At 41.9% G+C, this 14,980-nt stretch carries 7 protein-coding genes; 4 read left to right on the top strand and 3 right to left on the bottom strand.

All coding sequences use genetic code 11. The features are described from left to right. Positions 1–50: 50 nt before the first annotated feature. From B3600_RS21660 to bglX, 4 genes are all read left to right on the top strand, one after another. Entirely contained in the window at positions 51–3,152 is a 3,102-nt protein-coding gene (locus B3600_RS21660) for a SusC/RagA family TonB-linked outer membrane protein (RefSeq protein ID WP_286754360.1), read from the top strand. Between the two features lie 71 nt (positions 3,153–3,223). Then, a complete protein-coding gene (locus tag B3600_RS21655; RefSeq protein WP_286754359.1) occupies positions 3,224–4,603 on the top strand; it encodes a RagB/SusD family nutrient uptake outer membrane protein in 1,380 nt (459 codons plus the stop codon). A 76-nt stretch (positions 4,604–4,679) separates the two neighbouring features. Next, a complete protein-coding gene (locus B3600_RS21650) occupies positions 4,680–6,065 on the top strand; it encodes a glucoamylase family protein (RefSeq protein ID WP_115047987.1) in 1,386 nt (461 codons plus the stop codon). 164 nt (positions 6,066–6,229) lie between these two features. Then, a complete protein-coding gene (bglX, locus tag B3600_RS21645; RefSeq protein WP_286754358.1) occupies positions 6,230–8,506 on the top strand; it encodes a beta-glucosidase BglX in 2,277 nt (758 codons plus the stop codon). A 100-nt stretch (positions 8,507–8,606) separates the two neighbouring features. On the opposite strand, the gene B3600_RS21640 is transcribed toward bglX, so the two are convergent. The 3 genes from B3600_RS21640 to B3600_RS21630 form a co-directional block, all read right to left on the bottom strand. Continuing rightward, on the bottom strand, positions 8,607–9,941 hold the full coding sequence (locus B3600_RS21640; protein ID WP_236560160.1) for a sulfatase-like hydrolase/transferase: 1,335 nt from the start codon (positions 9,939–9,941) through the stop codon (positions 8,607–8,609). 73 nt (positions 9,942–10,014) lie between these two features. Continuing rightward, positions 10,015–11,625, bottom strand: a complete 1,611-nt coding sequence (locus B3600_RS21635) for a RagB/SusD family nutrient uptake outer membrane protein (protein WP_115047983.1) — start codon at positions 11,623–11,625, stop codon at positions 10,015–10,017. A 32-nt stretch (positions 11,626–11,657) separates the two neighbouring features. Next, positions 11,658–14,753 carry a SusC/RagA family TonB-linked outer membrane protein gene (locus B3600_RS21630; RefSeq protein ID WP_286754357.1) on the bottom strand — a complete coding sequence of 1,032 codons (3,096 nt, stop codon included), beginning with the start codon at positions 14,751–14,753 and terminating at the stop codon, positions 11,658–11,660. Positions 14,754–14,980 lie beyond the last annotated feature (227 nt).

Here is a 14,980-nt window from a genome sequence, read left to right as displayed (position 1 = left end):
CTTCAGGGAAATAACCAACGTATTTTAAACAAACACCAAAAATTAACGATATGAGGAATCTATCCGCATTATTTTTGACATCCATGGTCGTATCGGTTGCCTATGGACAAACTTCGGTACAAGGAGTGGTCAAAGATGGCACAAGCATGATATCCATGCCTGGCGTCACCATTAGTATCAAAGGGAAAGCAGTATCTACAAAAACCGACGCAACGGGGAAATTTCAAATCAATGCCTCTCCTACCGACTCACTGGTCTTTAACTTTCTGGGTTATCGCACACAAACGGTATACATTGGTAATCAAACGCAACTCAATGTATTCTTAGAAAATCAAAATCAAGCATTGGAAGAGGTTGTTGTTATCGGTTATGGTACACAAAAGAAAGCAGATCTGACCGGATCGATCAGCTCCTTGAAATCATCCGATATCACGAAGCAACCTGCCATGTCGGCAATGCAATCCATCCAAGGTAAAGCTGCAGGTATCAATATTATTGCAAATGAAGCTCCGGGGTCATCACCCAATGTCATTATCAGGGGCTTAGGAACTGCATTATCAGGACGGAATCCACTCTATATTGTCGACGGAATTGCACAAACAGATATTAATAATATCAACCCATCCGATATTGAATCTATGGATGTTTTAAAAGATGCATCCTCCGCATCTATTTACGGTCTTCGGGCGGCTAATGGCGTTATTATCGTGACGACGAAGAAAGGTAAAACCGGAACAACAAACATCAATTATGAAAGCTTTGCGGGTATAAAAAACGTATTGAACCGCGTGAAAATGGCCAACGCTGATCAGTTTAGAATATTTGCAAATGAATACCTCACCTCGACCAATGGGTCTTACCGTTTAGCTGAGAATCAAAAATATAATACAGATTGGTATGACGAATTATTACGTACAGGTTCTGTATTTAATAATGCTGTTAATATTTCTGGTGGAACTGAGAAAGTTGATTACTTCGTATCAGCAAACAATTATACCGAAAATGGTATTCTTGAAGGCTCAAAATTTGTAAGAAATACCATACGCAATAACAACGTATATAAATTTTTAAACAACCGCCTAAAGTTCAGCCAAAATTTAAATCTTACATTAACAAATGCAACACCTAAGCCTTATAGTGCTTTCACCACGGCTTACCGTCAGTCGCCACTTGCGCCCGTTATGTTTGATAATGGCCGTTACGGTTTAGGTCGTGTAAATACAACAACAGGTGTCGCTGGCATTGAGGCCGCACCAGGCCAAGCCATCGGAAATCTAAATTCTATTGGAAATCCAGTGTATGAGGTTTTACGCCAAAATGAAAGAACAAATACGCTACGCTTACAAGGAAGTTTTGAGGGAGAATTTAAGATTACAGATTATCTGAAAATCAATTCGCATATTGGCGGGAATAAATTTTATTCGAAACAACGGATTTTTAATAATGTAAAAGATCAATGGTTAAATGCTAATACTTTATTGAATGAATCTGATTTCATCAAATTAAAGGAAAACAATCCAAAAGCGCTTGATTATGTAGACAACAGCTTGAAATATGAAAATCTAGAACAATTCCGCTGGTCTATCGAGAATTTCTTAACATTTAACAAGAATTTTGACAAGCATCATATTGAGGCGGTTGTGGGGATGTCGCGTGAGAAATACGACATAAACAGCATGAGTAGCCAAACGGGTTATAATGTACCTGAACAAGAGCAATACTGGAATATCAATCTTGCAAAAGGAACAACCAATTATGGTATTGTTGCGCTGCAAACCTCTTATACCCCAAGAGCATTAGCTTCGTATTTTGGACGTTTGCAGTACAATTACGATAGCAAATATTATTTAACGGCAACATTGCGTAGAGATGGATCAAGTGTTTTCCGTAATACAGGAAAATACTGGGGTACATTTCCTTCGGTTGGTTTAGGATGGACGGTAACCAACGAAAGCTTTATGAAAGATGCCAGCTGGATTAATTTATTGAAAGTGCGCGGAAACTGGGGTAAATTAGGTAACCAAGATATCCCGCTAAATGTTTCCACAATTTTAACAAGTCCAGAAAGTTCAAATTACAACTACGTTTTTGGTCCTGAACAGAATATGGTTTATGGAAGCGCATATGGCACTCCAGCCGTAAATCTAACCTGGGAAGTAACCAGAGAAACGGGCGCTGGCGTAGACTTTGCGTTTCTAAACAATCAGCTTTCAGGATCCATTGACTACTATCATAAGCTGAATACCAATACTATTCTTGATGTCACACCGACTTACACCTCTCCATCCGAAAAAAACTTCTATGCGCATGGTGCTAAAGTATTAAACCAAGGTGTGGAAGTGGCCTTAAATTGGAACAAAAGTATAAGTCCGGAGTTCAGTTATACATTCGGTGTTAATTATTCATACAATAAAAATAAAGTAACGGAAGTGGTCCCGGCTTATGACCGTGCTACTGGAGGCAGTTTAAATAATGGGGAGATTACCAAACAGCTTCGCGTTGGACAACCGATCTATGGCTGGTGGATGTTTGAGGCAAATGGTGTCTTTCAAGATGCGGAAGATGTAAAAAATTACCCATCGTTTGGCGCTGCAAAACCTGGCTATCTGAAGTACAAGGATCAAAATGAAGATGGTGTCATCGATTCCCGCGACAAGGTTTTCTTTGGATCATTTTTACCGACTTCAACATATGGTATCAATGTTGGTGTTAATTATAAAGCTATTGATTTTAATGTTTCCGGATATGGTGTCGCAGGCAATAAGGTTTACAATGGTTTAAATAGCGTTCGTTCCAATGCAGGTGAGAACATCGCGTTATCAACTTTTGAAAATCGCTGGACTGGCGCAGGTTCAACCAATGAACATCCCGGTGCAGAAAGAGCATATTGGGCTTCGAGTTATTTCCTCGAATCGGGCGCTTATTTCCGTATCAATAATATCACTGTAGGATACACTTTCAATAACTTATATAGCTCGAGATCTAAATTAAGATTATATGTTACTGCTCAGAATCCATTTATATTTACGAATTATAGTGGTTTCTCTCCTGAACTTGCCGGCGACGGTAGTCCAAATTTAACTTCTGGTATTGAGCTTTCAGCTTATCCAACGACACGTAATTTCTTATTTGGACTTAACATGCAATTTTAATCACCTTAGTTTTGAAGACAATGAAAATTAACAAACTTTAAATAGCAATTCTTCTTAGTGGGGGCATTGCATTGCAAGGCTGTAAAGACAACAACTTCTTAGATGTACCTTCTAAAGAATATGTTGAAGCCGAAGACAGTGAAGAAATCTACACACCCGAGCAATTTGTCAATGGTGTATATGGAATGTTTACTGATTGGGATTATTCTTTCTCTTACATCGGTATCACGGACATGCTTTCCGATAATGCGGATAAAGGTAGTTCAGCGACAGATGCCGGTGGTGACAAGTTAAGTTTAGACGAGTTGACTTACACTTCAACAACGGGTTCCTTTCTTTCCATGTGGACACGTTGGTATAAATCCATAGGGCGGGCTACACAAGCTATTGCATACACAGAAAAATTTGGACTGACAGACGAAGCTTATAAAAACAGATTGATTGCCGAAGCTCGTTTTCTGCGTGCATTGAACTATTTCTATCTTGTCCGCGGATGGGGCGATGTTCCTATCCAAGAACGTGATTTAATAAAAAGAGAACCCGCAGCTGAAGTTTACGCCTATATTGAAGCGGATTTACAATTTGCTATCAACAATCTTCCACTCAAATCTGCTTATGCTGCAAAAGATTTAGGTAGAGCGACCAAAGGTGCCGCACAAGGGTTATTGTCGAAAGTCTATTTGTATCAAAGCAAATGGCAACAAGCTGCCGACATGGCGAAAACTGTCATCACATCTGGAGGATATAGTCTCGAACCGGATTACGCAACAATTTGGCGTTTGGCTGGTGAAAATGGTCCCGAATCATTATTTGAATTTCAAGCAAGGGGCACCTCTATCGCACATGGTATCCAACAATATAGTCAAGTACAGGCACCTCGTGGAGGAGCGGTCAACTTAGGCTGGGGTTTTAATATCCCAAGCCAAAACTTATTGGATGCCTTCAATGCCGAAAAAGACAATATCCGCCGGGATGCCACAATTATTTTCAGGGGTGAAACCCTTTACGATGGCCGTCTGATTGACAATGGTGTAGAAAACCCAATGTATAATGAAAAAGCGTATTCCTCAGCAAATGGAGGTGCCGCTGACGGTGATAAAAACGTACGTTACCTCCGTCTGGGTGAAATTTATCTTATCCTGGCCGAAGCCGCAAATGAGGTTGGCAATAGCAGTGAAGCGCTGAATGCATTGAATACCGTGCGCACACGTGTAAAATTAGCCAACGTAACAACAACCGACCAAGCGCAGCTCCGTCAATTGATCTGGAAAGAAAGACGTCTTGAATTGGCATTTGAACACGACCGTTGGTTTGATTTGGTGCGTACAAAACAGGCAAAAACAGCCATGGCTGCCAATGGAAAAACTTTCCAGGATAAAATGTTGCTTTTTCCAATTCCAGAGAATCAACGTATCCAAACACCAGAAATGCCTCAAAATACCGGTTGGTAATCATTTACACAAAATAACGCAGTTCAAACGACCATAGGTCGTTTGAACATTTTTTCAAGAATTAAACAACATATCCATGAGAAAACGAATAGCATATCCAGCACTTAGCGGTATAGCTTTGGCGCTTATTCTCAGCAGTTCGTGCCAAAACACTGCTAATAGCAGTCCAGACAGTCCCTCAAAAATTGATTCAACCAGCGGAAGCAAGATCAATGAAGATTCGCTATTGACCACTATTCAGCAACATACATTTCAATATTTTTGGGAGGGCGCCGAACCAACTTCTGGTCTCGCTAGAGAACGCATCCATATGGATGGTGTATACACCCAAAATGATCGTAATGTCGTGACCATAGGTGGTAGTGGCTTCGGACTCATGGGTATGATCGTCGCGATGGAACGTGGTTTTATCAGCCAGGAACAAGGCATTCAAAAGTTGAATCACATCATGGATTATCTAGGCAAAATCGAACGGTTTAAAGGAGCTTGGGCACACTGGTACGATGGAGAACTGGGTACAGCGAAACCGTTCAGTGAAAAAGATAACGGTGGCGACATTGTTGAAACGGCTTTCTTAGCGCAGGGATTAATCGCAATTCGGGAGTATCTAAAAGATAAAGGTGATTCCGCCCAACTGATCGCTCAAAAAGCAGATAAGCTATGGAAAGAAATCAATTGGAATCACTATACAAACGGACAAAATGTTATTTATTGGCATTGGAGCCCTAAATTTAACTTCCAGCAAAATCATCCCGTCAGAGGATATGACGAGTGTCTTATTACCTATATTTTGGCAGCCTCTTCCCCTACTTATCCGATTGCACCCCAGGTGTATCACGAGGGATGGGCAAGATCTGGTGCAATTAAAAGCTCCGCTAAAAAATATGACATTCCACTCGTGCTAAAGCACAATGCCAAAGAAGGTGAAGTGGGCCCGCTCTTCTGGGAACATTACTCCTATCTAGGATTGAGCCCCAAAGGATTAAAAGACCAATACGCAGATTATTGGGAAGCGACAAGCAATCATGTTAAGATCAATTTGGCATACGCAGATCTGAACCCAAAAGGGTACAAAGGTTATGGTTCAACGAAAGGTTGGGGCTGGACGGCCAGCTATTCCATCAACGGATACGATGCACATCATCCAGACAACGATCCAGGTGTGATCTCCCCTACAGCGGCTTTATCGTCTATGCCCTACACCCCACATGAAAGCATGCAATTTGCACAGTATTTAAACAATCAGCTCGGCAATAAAATCTGGGGTAAATATGGCTACTATGATGCCTACAGTGAAACGGCAAATTGGTATCCACAACGTTATTTAGCCATCGATCAGGGGCCTATTATTGTCATGATCGAAAACTACAGAACCGGAAAAATCTGGGACCTATTTATGCAGGCTCCAGAAATTCAACAAGGACTAAAGAAACTCGGTTTTACCAGTCCTTATTTAAAGTAGTGGCCTATGGAATCATTTTCAATCCGTCACACGTTGAAAATGGTTCCTTCCACGAAAATAACAGGACATCTGATCAAGAAAACTCAGGGATCATCTTGAGCACTTGACATAAACTTACCCTATTGCGCGGAAAGCAAAATCCACGCGCACAAAAAAATAATACGATGAAAAAAGTAGTAGGTACTTTCCTTCTTGCATTGCTCGCCTGGCATACAAGTCCAGCGCAATCCAATCCGAAAATGGACACATTCATTGATCAGCTTATGGCTAAGATGACTGTCGAAGAAAAGATTGGACAACTTAATTTGGTAACCGGTGGCGAAGCGACAACTGGAACCACTGTATCCACCGATGTGGATACCAAAATTAGAAACGGCCAAATCGGTGGTATTTTCAGCATGAGCACACCAGCGAAAATTCGCAAAACGCAAGAAATAGCCGTCAAGCAATCCCGCTTAAAAATACCCATCATTTTTGGAATGGATGTCATTCACGGTTATCGTACGGTATTCCCAATTCCCTTAGGTCTTGCTGCTACCTGGGATATGAACTTGATTCAACAATCGGCACGTATTGCCGCCGAAGAAGCTACCGCTGATGGAATTAATTGGGCATTTTCGCCCATGGTCGATATCTCGCGCGATCCACGCTGGGGCCGTATTTCCGAAGGTGCGGGTGAAGATACCTATCTAAGCTCGCGGGTTGCAGAAGCCATCGTCCATGGCTTCCAAGGGGATAACCTGGCAGCACATAACACCATGATGGCCTGTGTCAAACATTTCGCCTTATATGGTGCAGCCGAAGGTGGTCGTGATTACAATAGCACGGATATGAGCCTTCACCGCATGTACAACGAATATCTACCTCCTTATAAAGCAGCGATAGATGCGGGAGCAGGAAGTATCATGACTTCTTTTAACGATATCAATGGTGTCCCTGCCTCGGCAAATAAATGGTTAATGACGGATGTCTTACGTAAGCAATGGGGCTTTAAAGGATTGGTCGTAACTGATTACACTGCTGTAAACGAATTAACAGCACATGGCCTCGGTGACCTCCAACAGGTCTCGGCCTTAAGCCTGAATGCTGGCGTTGATATGGATATGGTTGGTGAAGGGTTTCTGACGACACTAAAAAAATCTTTAGATGCGGGCAAGGTCAAAATAGCAGACATCGATAGGGCTTGCCGGTTTGTTTTGGAAGCCAAGTATAAATTAGGCTTATTTGACGATCCCTACCGCTATTGTGACGAAAAACGGGCAAAAACTGTAATCGGATCGGCTGCCAATCATGCAAAAGCCCGGGAAATTGCAGCAAAATCTTTTGTCTTGCTGAAAAATGAAAACCAAGCACTTCCATTAAAAAAAACAGGTACAATTGCTGTAATTGGTCCATTAGCCAATTCAGGTCCAAATATGCCCGGAACGTGGAGTGTCAGTGCTGAATTGGACAAAACAGCCTCTTTAGTGGAGGGAATGAAAGCCGTGTTGGGTAATCAAGTCAATATCCTCACACACCTGGGCAGCAATCTGTTGGAAGATCCAATTTACCAAAAGCATGCAACCATGTTTGGCCGTACCATAACACGCGATTCCCGAAAAGAAGAGGAGATCATCGCAGACGCTGTAAAAGTTGCTCAACAATCCGATGTGGTCGTGGCTGCCCTTGGTGAATCATCAGAAATGTCGGGTGAAAGCTCCAGTCGCTCCGAATTGGATATTCCGAAAAATCAACAGGACCTGTTAAAAGCATTACTGGCAACAGGAAAACCAGTTGTATTGGTGTTATTTACGGGTAGACCACTTACGCTTACTTGGGAAGATGCTCACGTACCAGCCATATTAAATGTGTGGTTTGGCGGAACGGAAACAGGAAAAGCAGTAGCCGATGTCTTATTTGGGGACGTCGTTCCTTCAGGTAAGATTACCGCCACCTTCCCACGCAATGTTGGTCAGATTCCGATCTATTATGCGCACAAAAACACCGGTAGACCCTACGGAAACTCGGGCGATTTTGAAAAATTCAAATCAAATTATCTCGATGTAAGCAATTCCCCACTCTACCCTTTTGGTTATGGATTAAGTTATACGACGTTTACCTATGGTGAAATTCGTCTTGACCGCAACACAATTGACGATAAAGGTACGCTGCAAGCAAGTATCGACATCCGCAATACAGGAAACTATGATGCGGAAGAAACCGTGCAGCTCTATATCCAGGATGTGGTTGGTTCTGTCACGCGTCCTGTAAAAGAATTAAAAGGCTTTCAAAAAATATTCCTCAAAAAAGGAGAGCAAAAAACGGTAAACTTTAACATCAAAGTAAATGATCTCAAATTTTTTGACAACAATCTGAATTACGTTGCCGAACCAGGAACTTTCAAAGTCTACATTGGTCCCAACAGCCGTGATGTCAAAGAAAAAGAGTTTGAATTGCTTTAAATCTATTGCATCTCTATAAAAAAACAAGGCGACACTTCGAAAATAAGTGCCGCCTTGTCTATGTTTAACGATGTCTATGTTTAGTCATTGCTATTTCTAGCTACTCCATATTCCCATCAAAGCTTTCAAACAATAAACGCAATTCCGCCGCTTTTTCTGGATATTCCGTTAAAACATTCGTTCTTTCACTCGGATCCCAGGCAATGTTATGTAGTTCTTCAATAGCATCATAGGGTTTACCCGAAATCTGATTCACTCCGCCTGCTATCCGACGATACTTCCAGTCACCTGACCGAACCGCCTCAACATGTCCATAATTCACCAAAAATATTGGTCTATGTGCTGTTTTTAAATCTTCCGATTTGCCGTTCAATAAAGAATCGATCGCTTGACCATCGATAGATTTCTTCGGCAATGATGCACCGGTCCATTTGGCGATGGTCGGCAACACATCCAAGTTGCTAATTGCCTGTCGAAGAACTTTCCCTTCTTGGGCATAGCCCTTTCCATAAACAATGAACGGTACACGGACACCACCTTCTGTTGTTTCGGCTTTCGACCCTTTGAAGACACCTGCAGTACCCACATGCCAGTTCTTTGTAGCGTGATCGTCAGACATTCGCGATGGATAAGCTATCCAGGGACCATTATCACTTGAAAAAATTAAAATGGTGTTATCGGCGAGGCCTTTTCGCTCAACCGTTTTCCAGAGCTCCGAAAAATTATGATCCAGCTCCTGCATCACCGCACCCAGAGGGCCTGCATTTTGCTGATCTGCAAATCGGTTCTTTTTGTTGGCAAATGCCAAAGGAAGATGTGGAAAATTATGCGCATAGTATAAAAAGAATGGATGATCTTTATCTTGATTTTCAATAAACTTCACTGTTTCTTTGTGATAAAGTGCGCTCAGATCCGAATCGTCGGGTGCCACGACTTCAGGTTTCCGATTCCGGAAGATCTTAATGACAGAGTCGGTCTTTACATAAGGATCGCGGTAATCGTGGCTATACAGCATGCCATAAAAAGAATCGAAGCCTTGCTGATTAGGATGATGGTAAGTTTGTTTATCTCCTAAATGCCATTTTCCGACCAATGCTGTCCGATAGCCTACCTTTTTTAATAATTCGGCAATCGTTTCCTCTTCATCAGGCAAGCCTAAATCTGAGCCTGGACCGATTGGTGCTGGAAGATTATAACGTGAAGCATATCTCCCAGTTAATAAAGAAGCTCTTGAAGGTGTACACGAGGGCGTAGAAACCATAAAGTTTGTTGCTCTCACGCCTTTACTGGCGATCGAATCCAAAAAGGGGGTTGAAATATTCGGACTTCCATAACAGCCAATGTCGCTATATCCGAGATCATCGGTCAAAATTAAGATAATATTAGGCTTTTTTTGCTGGGCATTGGCAAAAGCCACCAGTAAAAATAAAGCCATAGCGGTCATAAATTTAGTGTATCGCATCATAGTTGTATGAGTTAATTGGATTCGTGCCACAAGATAACAATTTTTACCAATTTGGATTCTGTTTTAAATTCGGATTGAGGTTAATTTCCCGTTGTGGAATGGGCCAGAGATAATGCTTTTTCGCATCAAAAACACGGCTTTCAGAGGCTGCTTCAACGACAACTGCCTCTCCGTTATTATTTTGATAGGTGATGCCATACACTTTACCAGGAACAACCTTTTCAGCAGTTTTCCATCGTCTTATATCCGCGAGATGCAACCCCTCAAATGCCAGTTCCACCGTACGCTCGCGACGAACCAACTGGCGAAGTTGCTCCTGATTTGCTTGATTACTTGTTATTGGAAGTTTTACATCCGTTCGTGAATTTCTAATTTGGTTGATGGCATCGTAAACACTGCCATCAATTTCGCCGAGCTCAATTTTTGCTTCCGCATAGGTCAATAATATCTCAGCATAACGTAATAGTATAATATTCAAGCCACTTTTAGAAGGGTTTGCCAAATCCTTTTTATCGATATACTTCTTTATATTGAAACCTGTTGTAGAAGCAATATAGGTGCTCCCCACAGCATCGGCAGTCCCACTATTTGGTGCTGGATGAAAAATTGCTCCATTTGGAAGTGGATCGCCATCCAAAAAAATTGAAAAAGCAAGCCTCGGGTCACGATTTTTATAGGGATTTTTGGGATCATAACCACTATTGGCATCCGTAATTAAATCGCCTTTGGATGTGGTATAGCTATCGACCAAGGCTTTGGTAGGCACATAGGTACTCTGCCCATTTTGTTGGCTATAGGAGGCTAAGAGGTTAAAGACACTTTGCGTGTATATATTCTCCAGAAATTGCTTATCCAACAATACCTCTTTGTTATTTTCAGCTGCATACGTAAACAGATTTGCGTACGAAGGGTAAAGCTCGAATCGTTTGCCATCGATAATCGTTTTTGCTGCCTTTGCTGCTGCTGCAAAACGTCCTGCATATAAATCCGACCGGGCTTTCAGGCCCAATGCGGCCCAACGGGTTATGCGTCCGATATCGTTACTGGAGTAGCTTTCAGGCAAACTTGCCGCAGCCAGTTCCAATTCGCTGTCGATAAAATCATAGATTTCAGATAGCGTCGCTTGTTGTACTTCTCTTCCTTCCTGTAGTGTCAATGGTGCCTTTACCAGAGGAACTGCACCGAATAAATAGGCCAATTTGATATATTGATAGGCTCTTAACACGCGCGCTTCGCCGATATATCGAGCAATCAATGTTTCATCTTTGCTGCCCTCGATTTTACCAACATTCGCCAAAAAGTAATTGGCTGCACCGATTCCTTTATAGGCACTGCTCCAGGTGTTGTACAACCGAGAACTTGAAGCATCATAGGTACCCAATTCAATATAGGCATCCACAGCGAAAGGCTGATTGACATGGGCTATATCCGTCAATGCATCGGAATAGAAGATTTCTGCTCCATCCAGGTCGTTGTAGAGCGCATTTACAGCTAGCTCCGCATCGGCTTGGCTCTTCCAAAATATATTTTCCGACAGGCGGTCGGTAGGTACAGCATCTAACAGATTCTTATCACAGCTAATCAGCATAAGCGAAAACAGTCCGAAACTGAAAATCAGGTTTCTTTTTTGATATAGATAGTTGTAAAATTTCATTCGTTTTCAATTATATATTATTAACAATCACACTACAGCGTCAAATTGACGCCCAGTGTATAAAGGCCGGTTTGCGGATAATATACCGCTCGTCCAGATTCCGCTTCAGGATCCAGGTTCCATTCATTCAATTTTGAAATTGTCCATAAATTCGTCGCGGATAGGTATACCCGAAGTTTGTTGATTGCTGTCTTTCCGATAGCATGTAGTGGCACTGTATATCCAACCTGTATGTTTTTCAACCGCAGGTAAGAACCGTTAACCACTAAACGGTCCGAGGTTGCGACATTACGCAAATCATATTTGACCACGCGCGGAAAGCGTGCATCCGTATGTGTTGGTGTCCAATAATTGTTTGTAAATATTTCGTGTGTAAAGCCTTCCTGATTTCCCATCTCAGCCAATGCTCCTGACAATCGGGTATCGACTTTTGCTGCACCTTGAAAGAGCAGATCAAGATCAAAATTCTTAAAGGTGAAACTCCCATTTATTCCGAAGGTATATTTGGGGAAAGAGTTGCCAATAGCGGCCATGTCATTTGCATTGATCACCCCGTCGCCGTTCAAATCCACATATTTCACATCTCCGGGCTTCGTATTTGTAGCATACGTAGCGCCATAAGCTTGAATTTCCTCCGCAGACTGAAAGAGACCATCGGTCTTATATCCCCAAAGTGTGTTGATCGGAAGTCCTTTAGCAATAATATACCTTGGGTCAATATCCGATCCGGCAATGTAGGGTCCAGTACCTTTTAGATCGGTTACTTCATTATGGTTGATACTTAAATTTCCATTCAGCTGGTAAGCAAAAGCCCCAGGCGCACTTGGTCTTTTCTGATAATTTGCGCTGAATTCCCAACCGCGATTCAGTACTGTTCCCGCATTTTGGGGTGAAGGCTTTAATCCCAAAACGGCAGGAATATCCAGATTTAGTAGAATATCGTCAGTTACCTTTTTATAGTAATCCAGGGTAAAAGTCAAGCGATTGTTTAGGAAAGCGGCATCCAAGCCCAAATCATACTGCATCGTAGATTCCCAGCCCAATTGCTGATTGGCATAACTGTCCAGTCGATACCCCTGTACAGATTTACCCCCAAAATCATATCCTGCCGCAATGAGGGCAGAATAATAACTATACAAATCTACCGATTGGTTTCCTGTCTTGCCCCAGGAAGCACGCAATTTGAATTCGTTCAACGAATTTCGAATAGGTTCCCAAAAGTTTTCCTTGGATAAGAGCCATCCTGCTGATGCCGAAGGGAAAAAACCATATTGCTTGTCGCCCGTAAAACGGGATGAACCATCGTAACGCCCATTCACTTCGAGCAGATACTTGCCATCCCAATCGTAATTTACCCGACCAAAAAACGAACGCAAGCCATACTGCACATCATATCCATTATTGTTTTTGGTCGCATCATCAGCTCCTTGTCCGATAGAGGTGATATCATTATTGTAGAATCTTTCGCGATAAGCCGTTAAGTAATTTTGATAATTGTGAATCTGTGAATAGCCAACAAGTGCCTTAATATGATTTGGCCCAGCCGCCAATTGATAGGTCAACAGATTGTTCCATGTATACTCGCTGCTATTATCACGAATTTCGTTTAATGAATTGATCGGAAAACTTTTTACAATACCTGTATTTCGGTCCTTATTGTCAAAAGCGTTCAAAAAGGTTTTGGTATTATTTAGGTTCACTCTTACACCAAATTGGGACGTAAATAACAAATTTCTCCACAATTGAATGTCGGTTTTAACAATGGAGCTTAGGTAGTTTTCATTTACCTTTTTAAAACCACTTTTTTCAATCAACATTAAAGGATTATTGCCTTGCGTACTTAATCCGTAGGTACCATCATCATATTTGGGGACCACCCACATCGAGCCATGGAGAAAGTTATTGATTGGATCACGTCCGGGCTCGGCGGCTTTGCTATATCGGTAGTTTATACTTCCCGTAAAATTAAGCCAAGAGCTTGCTTTATAATCGTTGTTTAGCCTAATATCCGCCAGTTCAGCGCCATAATGATCAATAATACCATCCTGTTTATTATAACGAACCGCCAATCTAGAACGTAGAATGTCATTTCCACCAGCGAATGACAAGGCATGGTCTTGTTGAGGAGCTGTTTTCAACAGTGTATCAAACCATGTATTCGGTAAAGGATATTTTTCGCGATCGGTCGCAGTCCGATAAGCCGTTATTGATTCGTCAGTAAATCGCGCCGGCACCGCCAGCCCCGCGTTACGGTAGGCGTCCTGTTGCAATTGGAGGTAGGATACGGCGTCCATCTGCTTTGGGGTGTTGATTGATTTTTGTAAGGCGTAGTAGCCATTATAATCAATCACAACATGTCCAGATTTTGCACTTTTGGTAGTTACAATAATTACACCGTTGGTCGCACGTGATCCATATATCGCCGTGGAAGCCGCATCCTTCAGGACTGAAATTGAAGCGATATCATTGGGGTTTAACTTTGACCAGGGTTGTTCAATTCCGTCCACAATGACCAAAGCATTATTCTTGCTGAGATCATATCCACTGGTGCTGCTCGAATTGGTATTAAATGTCGTCAATCCTCTAATTCGAATATTGGCAGCCGATTGCCCTGGTTTTCCACCAAGGTCTTGAACAGTCACCCCCGGTAATAAGCCCTGCAAAGCCTGCTGCGTATTAGAAACTGGTCTTTTCGTCAATTTATCACCATCAATACTGGCGATTGAATTGGTCAACGAGATTTTTTTCTGAGTTCCATAGCCAACAACCACCACCTCATCCAGGTCCTGTGTAACTGGCTCTAATTCAATTTTTGTGGGAGATTCGGAAAATAACAAGGTCTTTTTCTTATAGCCAATGCGCGAGAGTGTAATGGAAAATGGTAATTTCTGTCCCGTTACAATTTGAAAAAAACCTTTTTGATCTGTTGTAACAACATGCGTTACAGCTTCGAGTTGAATGGTTACGCCTTCAATAGGCTGCTTACGTTGACTATCATATACATAGCCTGATAAGGAAGCATTGACAATCGGTTTAACATCTGTTTGCGCATATACCTGATGCCCAACGCCAGATAACAATAAACATAGCGACAAGGTAGAATACCGGAGTACCCTAAGATTTTTCATAGATAAAGTATTAATGGTGAATACGAACAAGTGCCAACGCCAATCGAAAACTTGTTTTTATTTTGAAGACATGAGGGGAAGCGAGCGCCTCCCCTGCTGTCAGTTTGAGAAAAGATAAGGGAAATTATCCTATATGACACATTCGCATCTTTCTTACATCATGGGATTTAGCCTTCAGAGACTTTGCAGTAATACTTACGAAAAATGTGCTTTTACTAATATTGATA

This window comes from Sphingobacterium sp. UBA2480 (assembly GCF_002341965.1).
Taxonomy (GTDB): Bacteria; Bacteroidota; Bacteroidia; order Sphingobacteriales; family Sphingobacteriaceae; genus Sphingobacterium; species Sphingobacterium multivorum.
Note: the sequence above shows the minus strand (reverse complement) of the source record. Positions and strands in the feature narration are given on the sequence as shown.

Bases quoted from the DNA above. Each gene is read 5' to 3' on its own strand.
- B3600_RS21660 (WP_286754360.1), top strand. From the start codon at position 51: ATGAGGAATCTATCCGCATTATTTTTGACATCCATGGTCGTATCGGTT.
- B3600_RS21650 (WP_115047987.1), top strand. From the start codon at position 4,680: ATGAGAAAACGAATAGCATATCCAGCACTTAGCGGTATAGCTTTGGCG.
- bglX (WP_286754358.1), top strand. From the start codon at position 6,230: ATGAAAAAAGTAGTAGGTACTTTCCTTCTTGCATTGCTCGCCTGGCAT.
- B3600_RS21640 (WP_236560160.1), bottom strand. From the start codon at position 9,941: ATGGCTTTATTTTTACTGGTGGCTTTTGCCAATGCCCAGCAAAAAAAG.
- B3600_RS21635 (WP_115047983.1), bottom strand. From the start codon at position 11,625: ATGAAATTTTACAACTATCTATATCAAAAAAGAAACCTGATTTTCAGT.
- B3600_RS21630 (WP_286754357.1), bottom strand. From the start codon at position 14,753: ATGAAAAATCTTAGGGTACTCCGGTATTCTACCTTGTCGCTATGTTTA.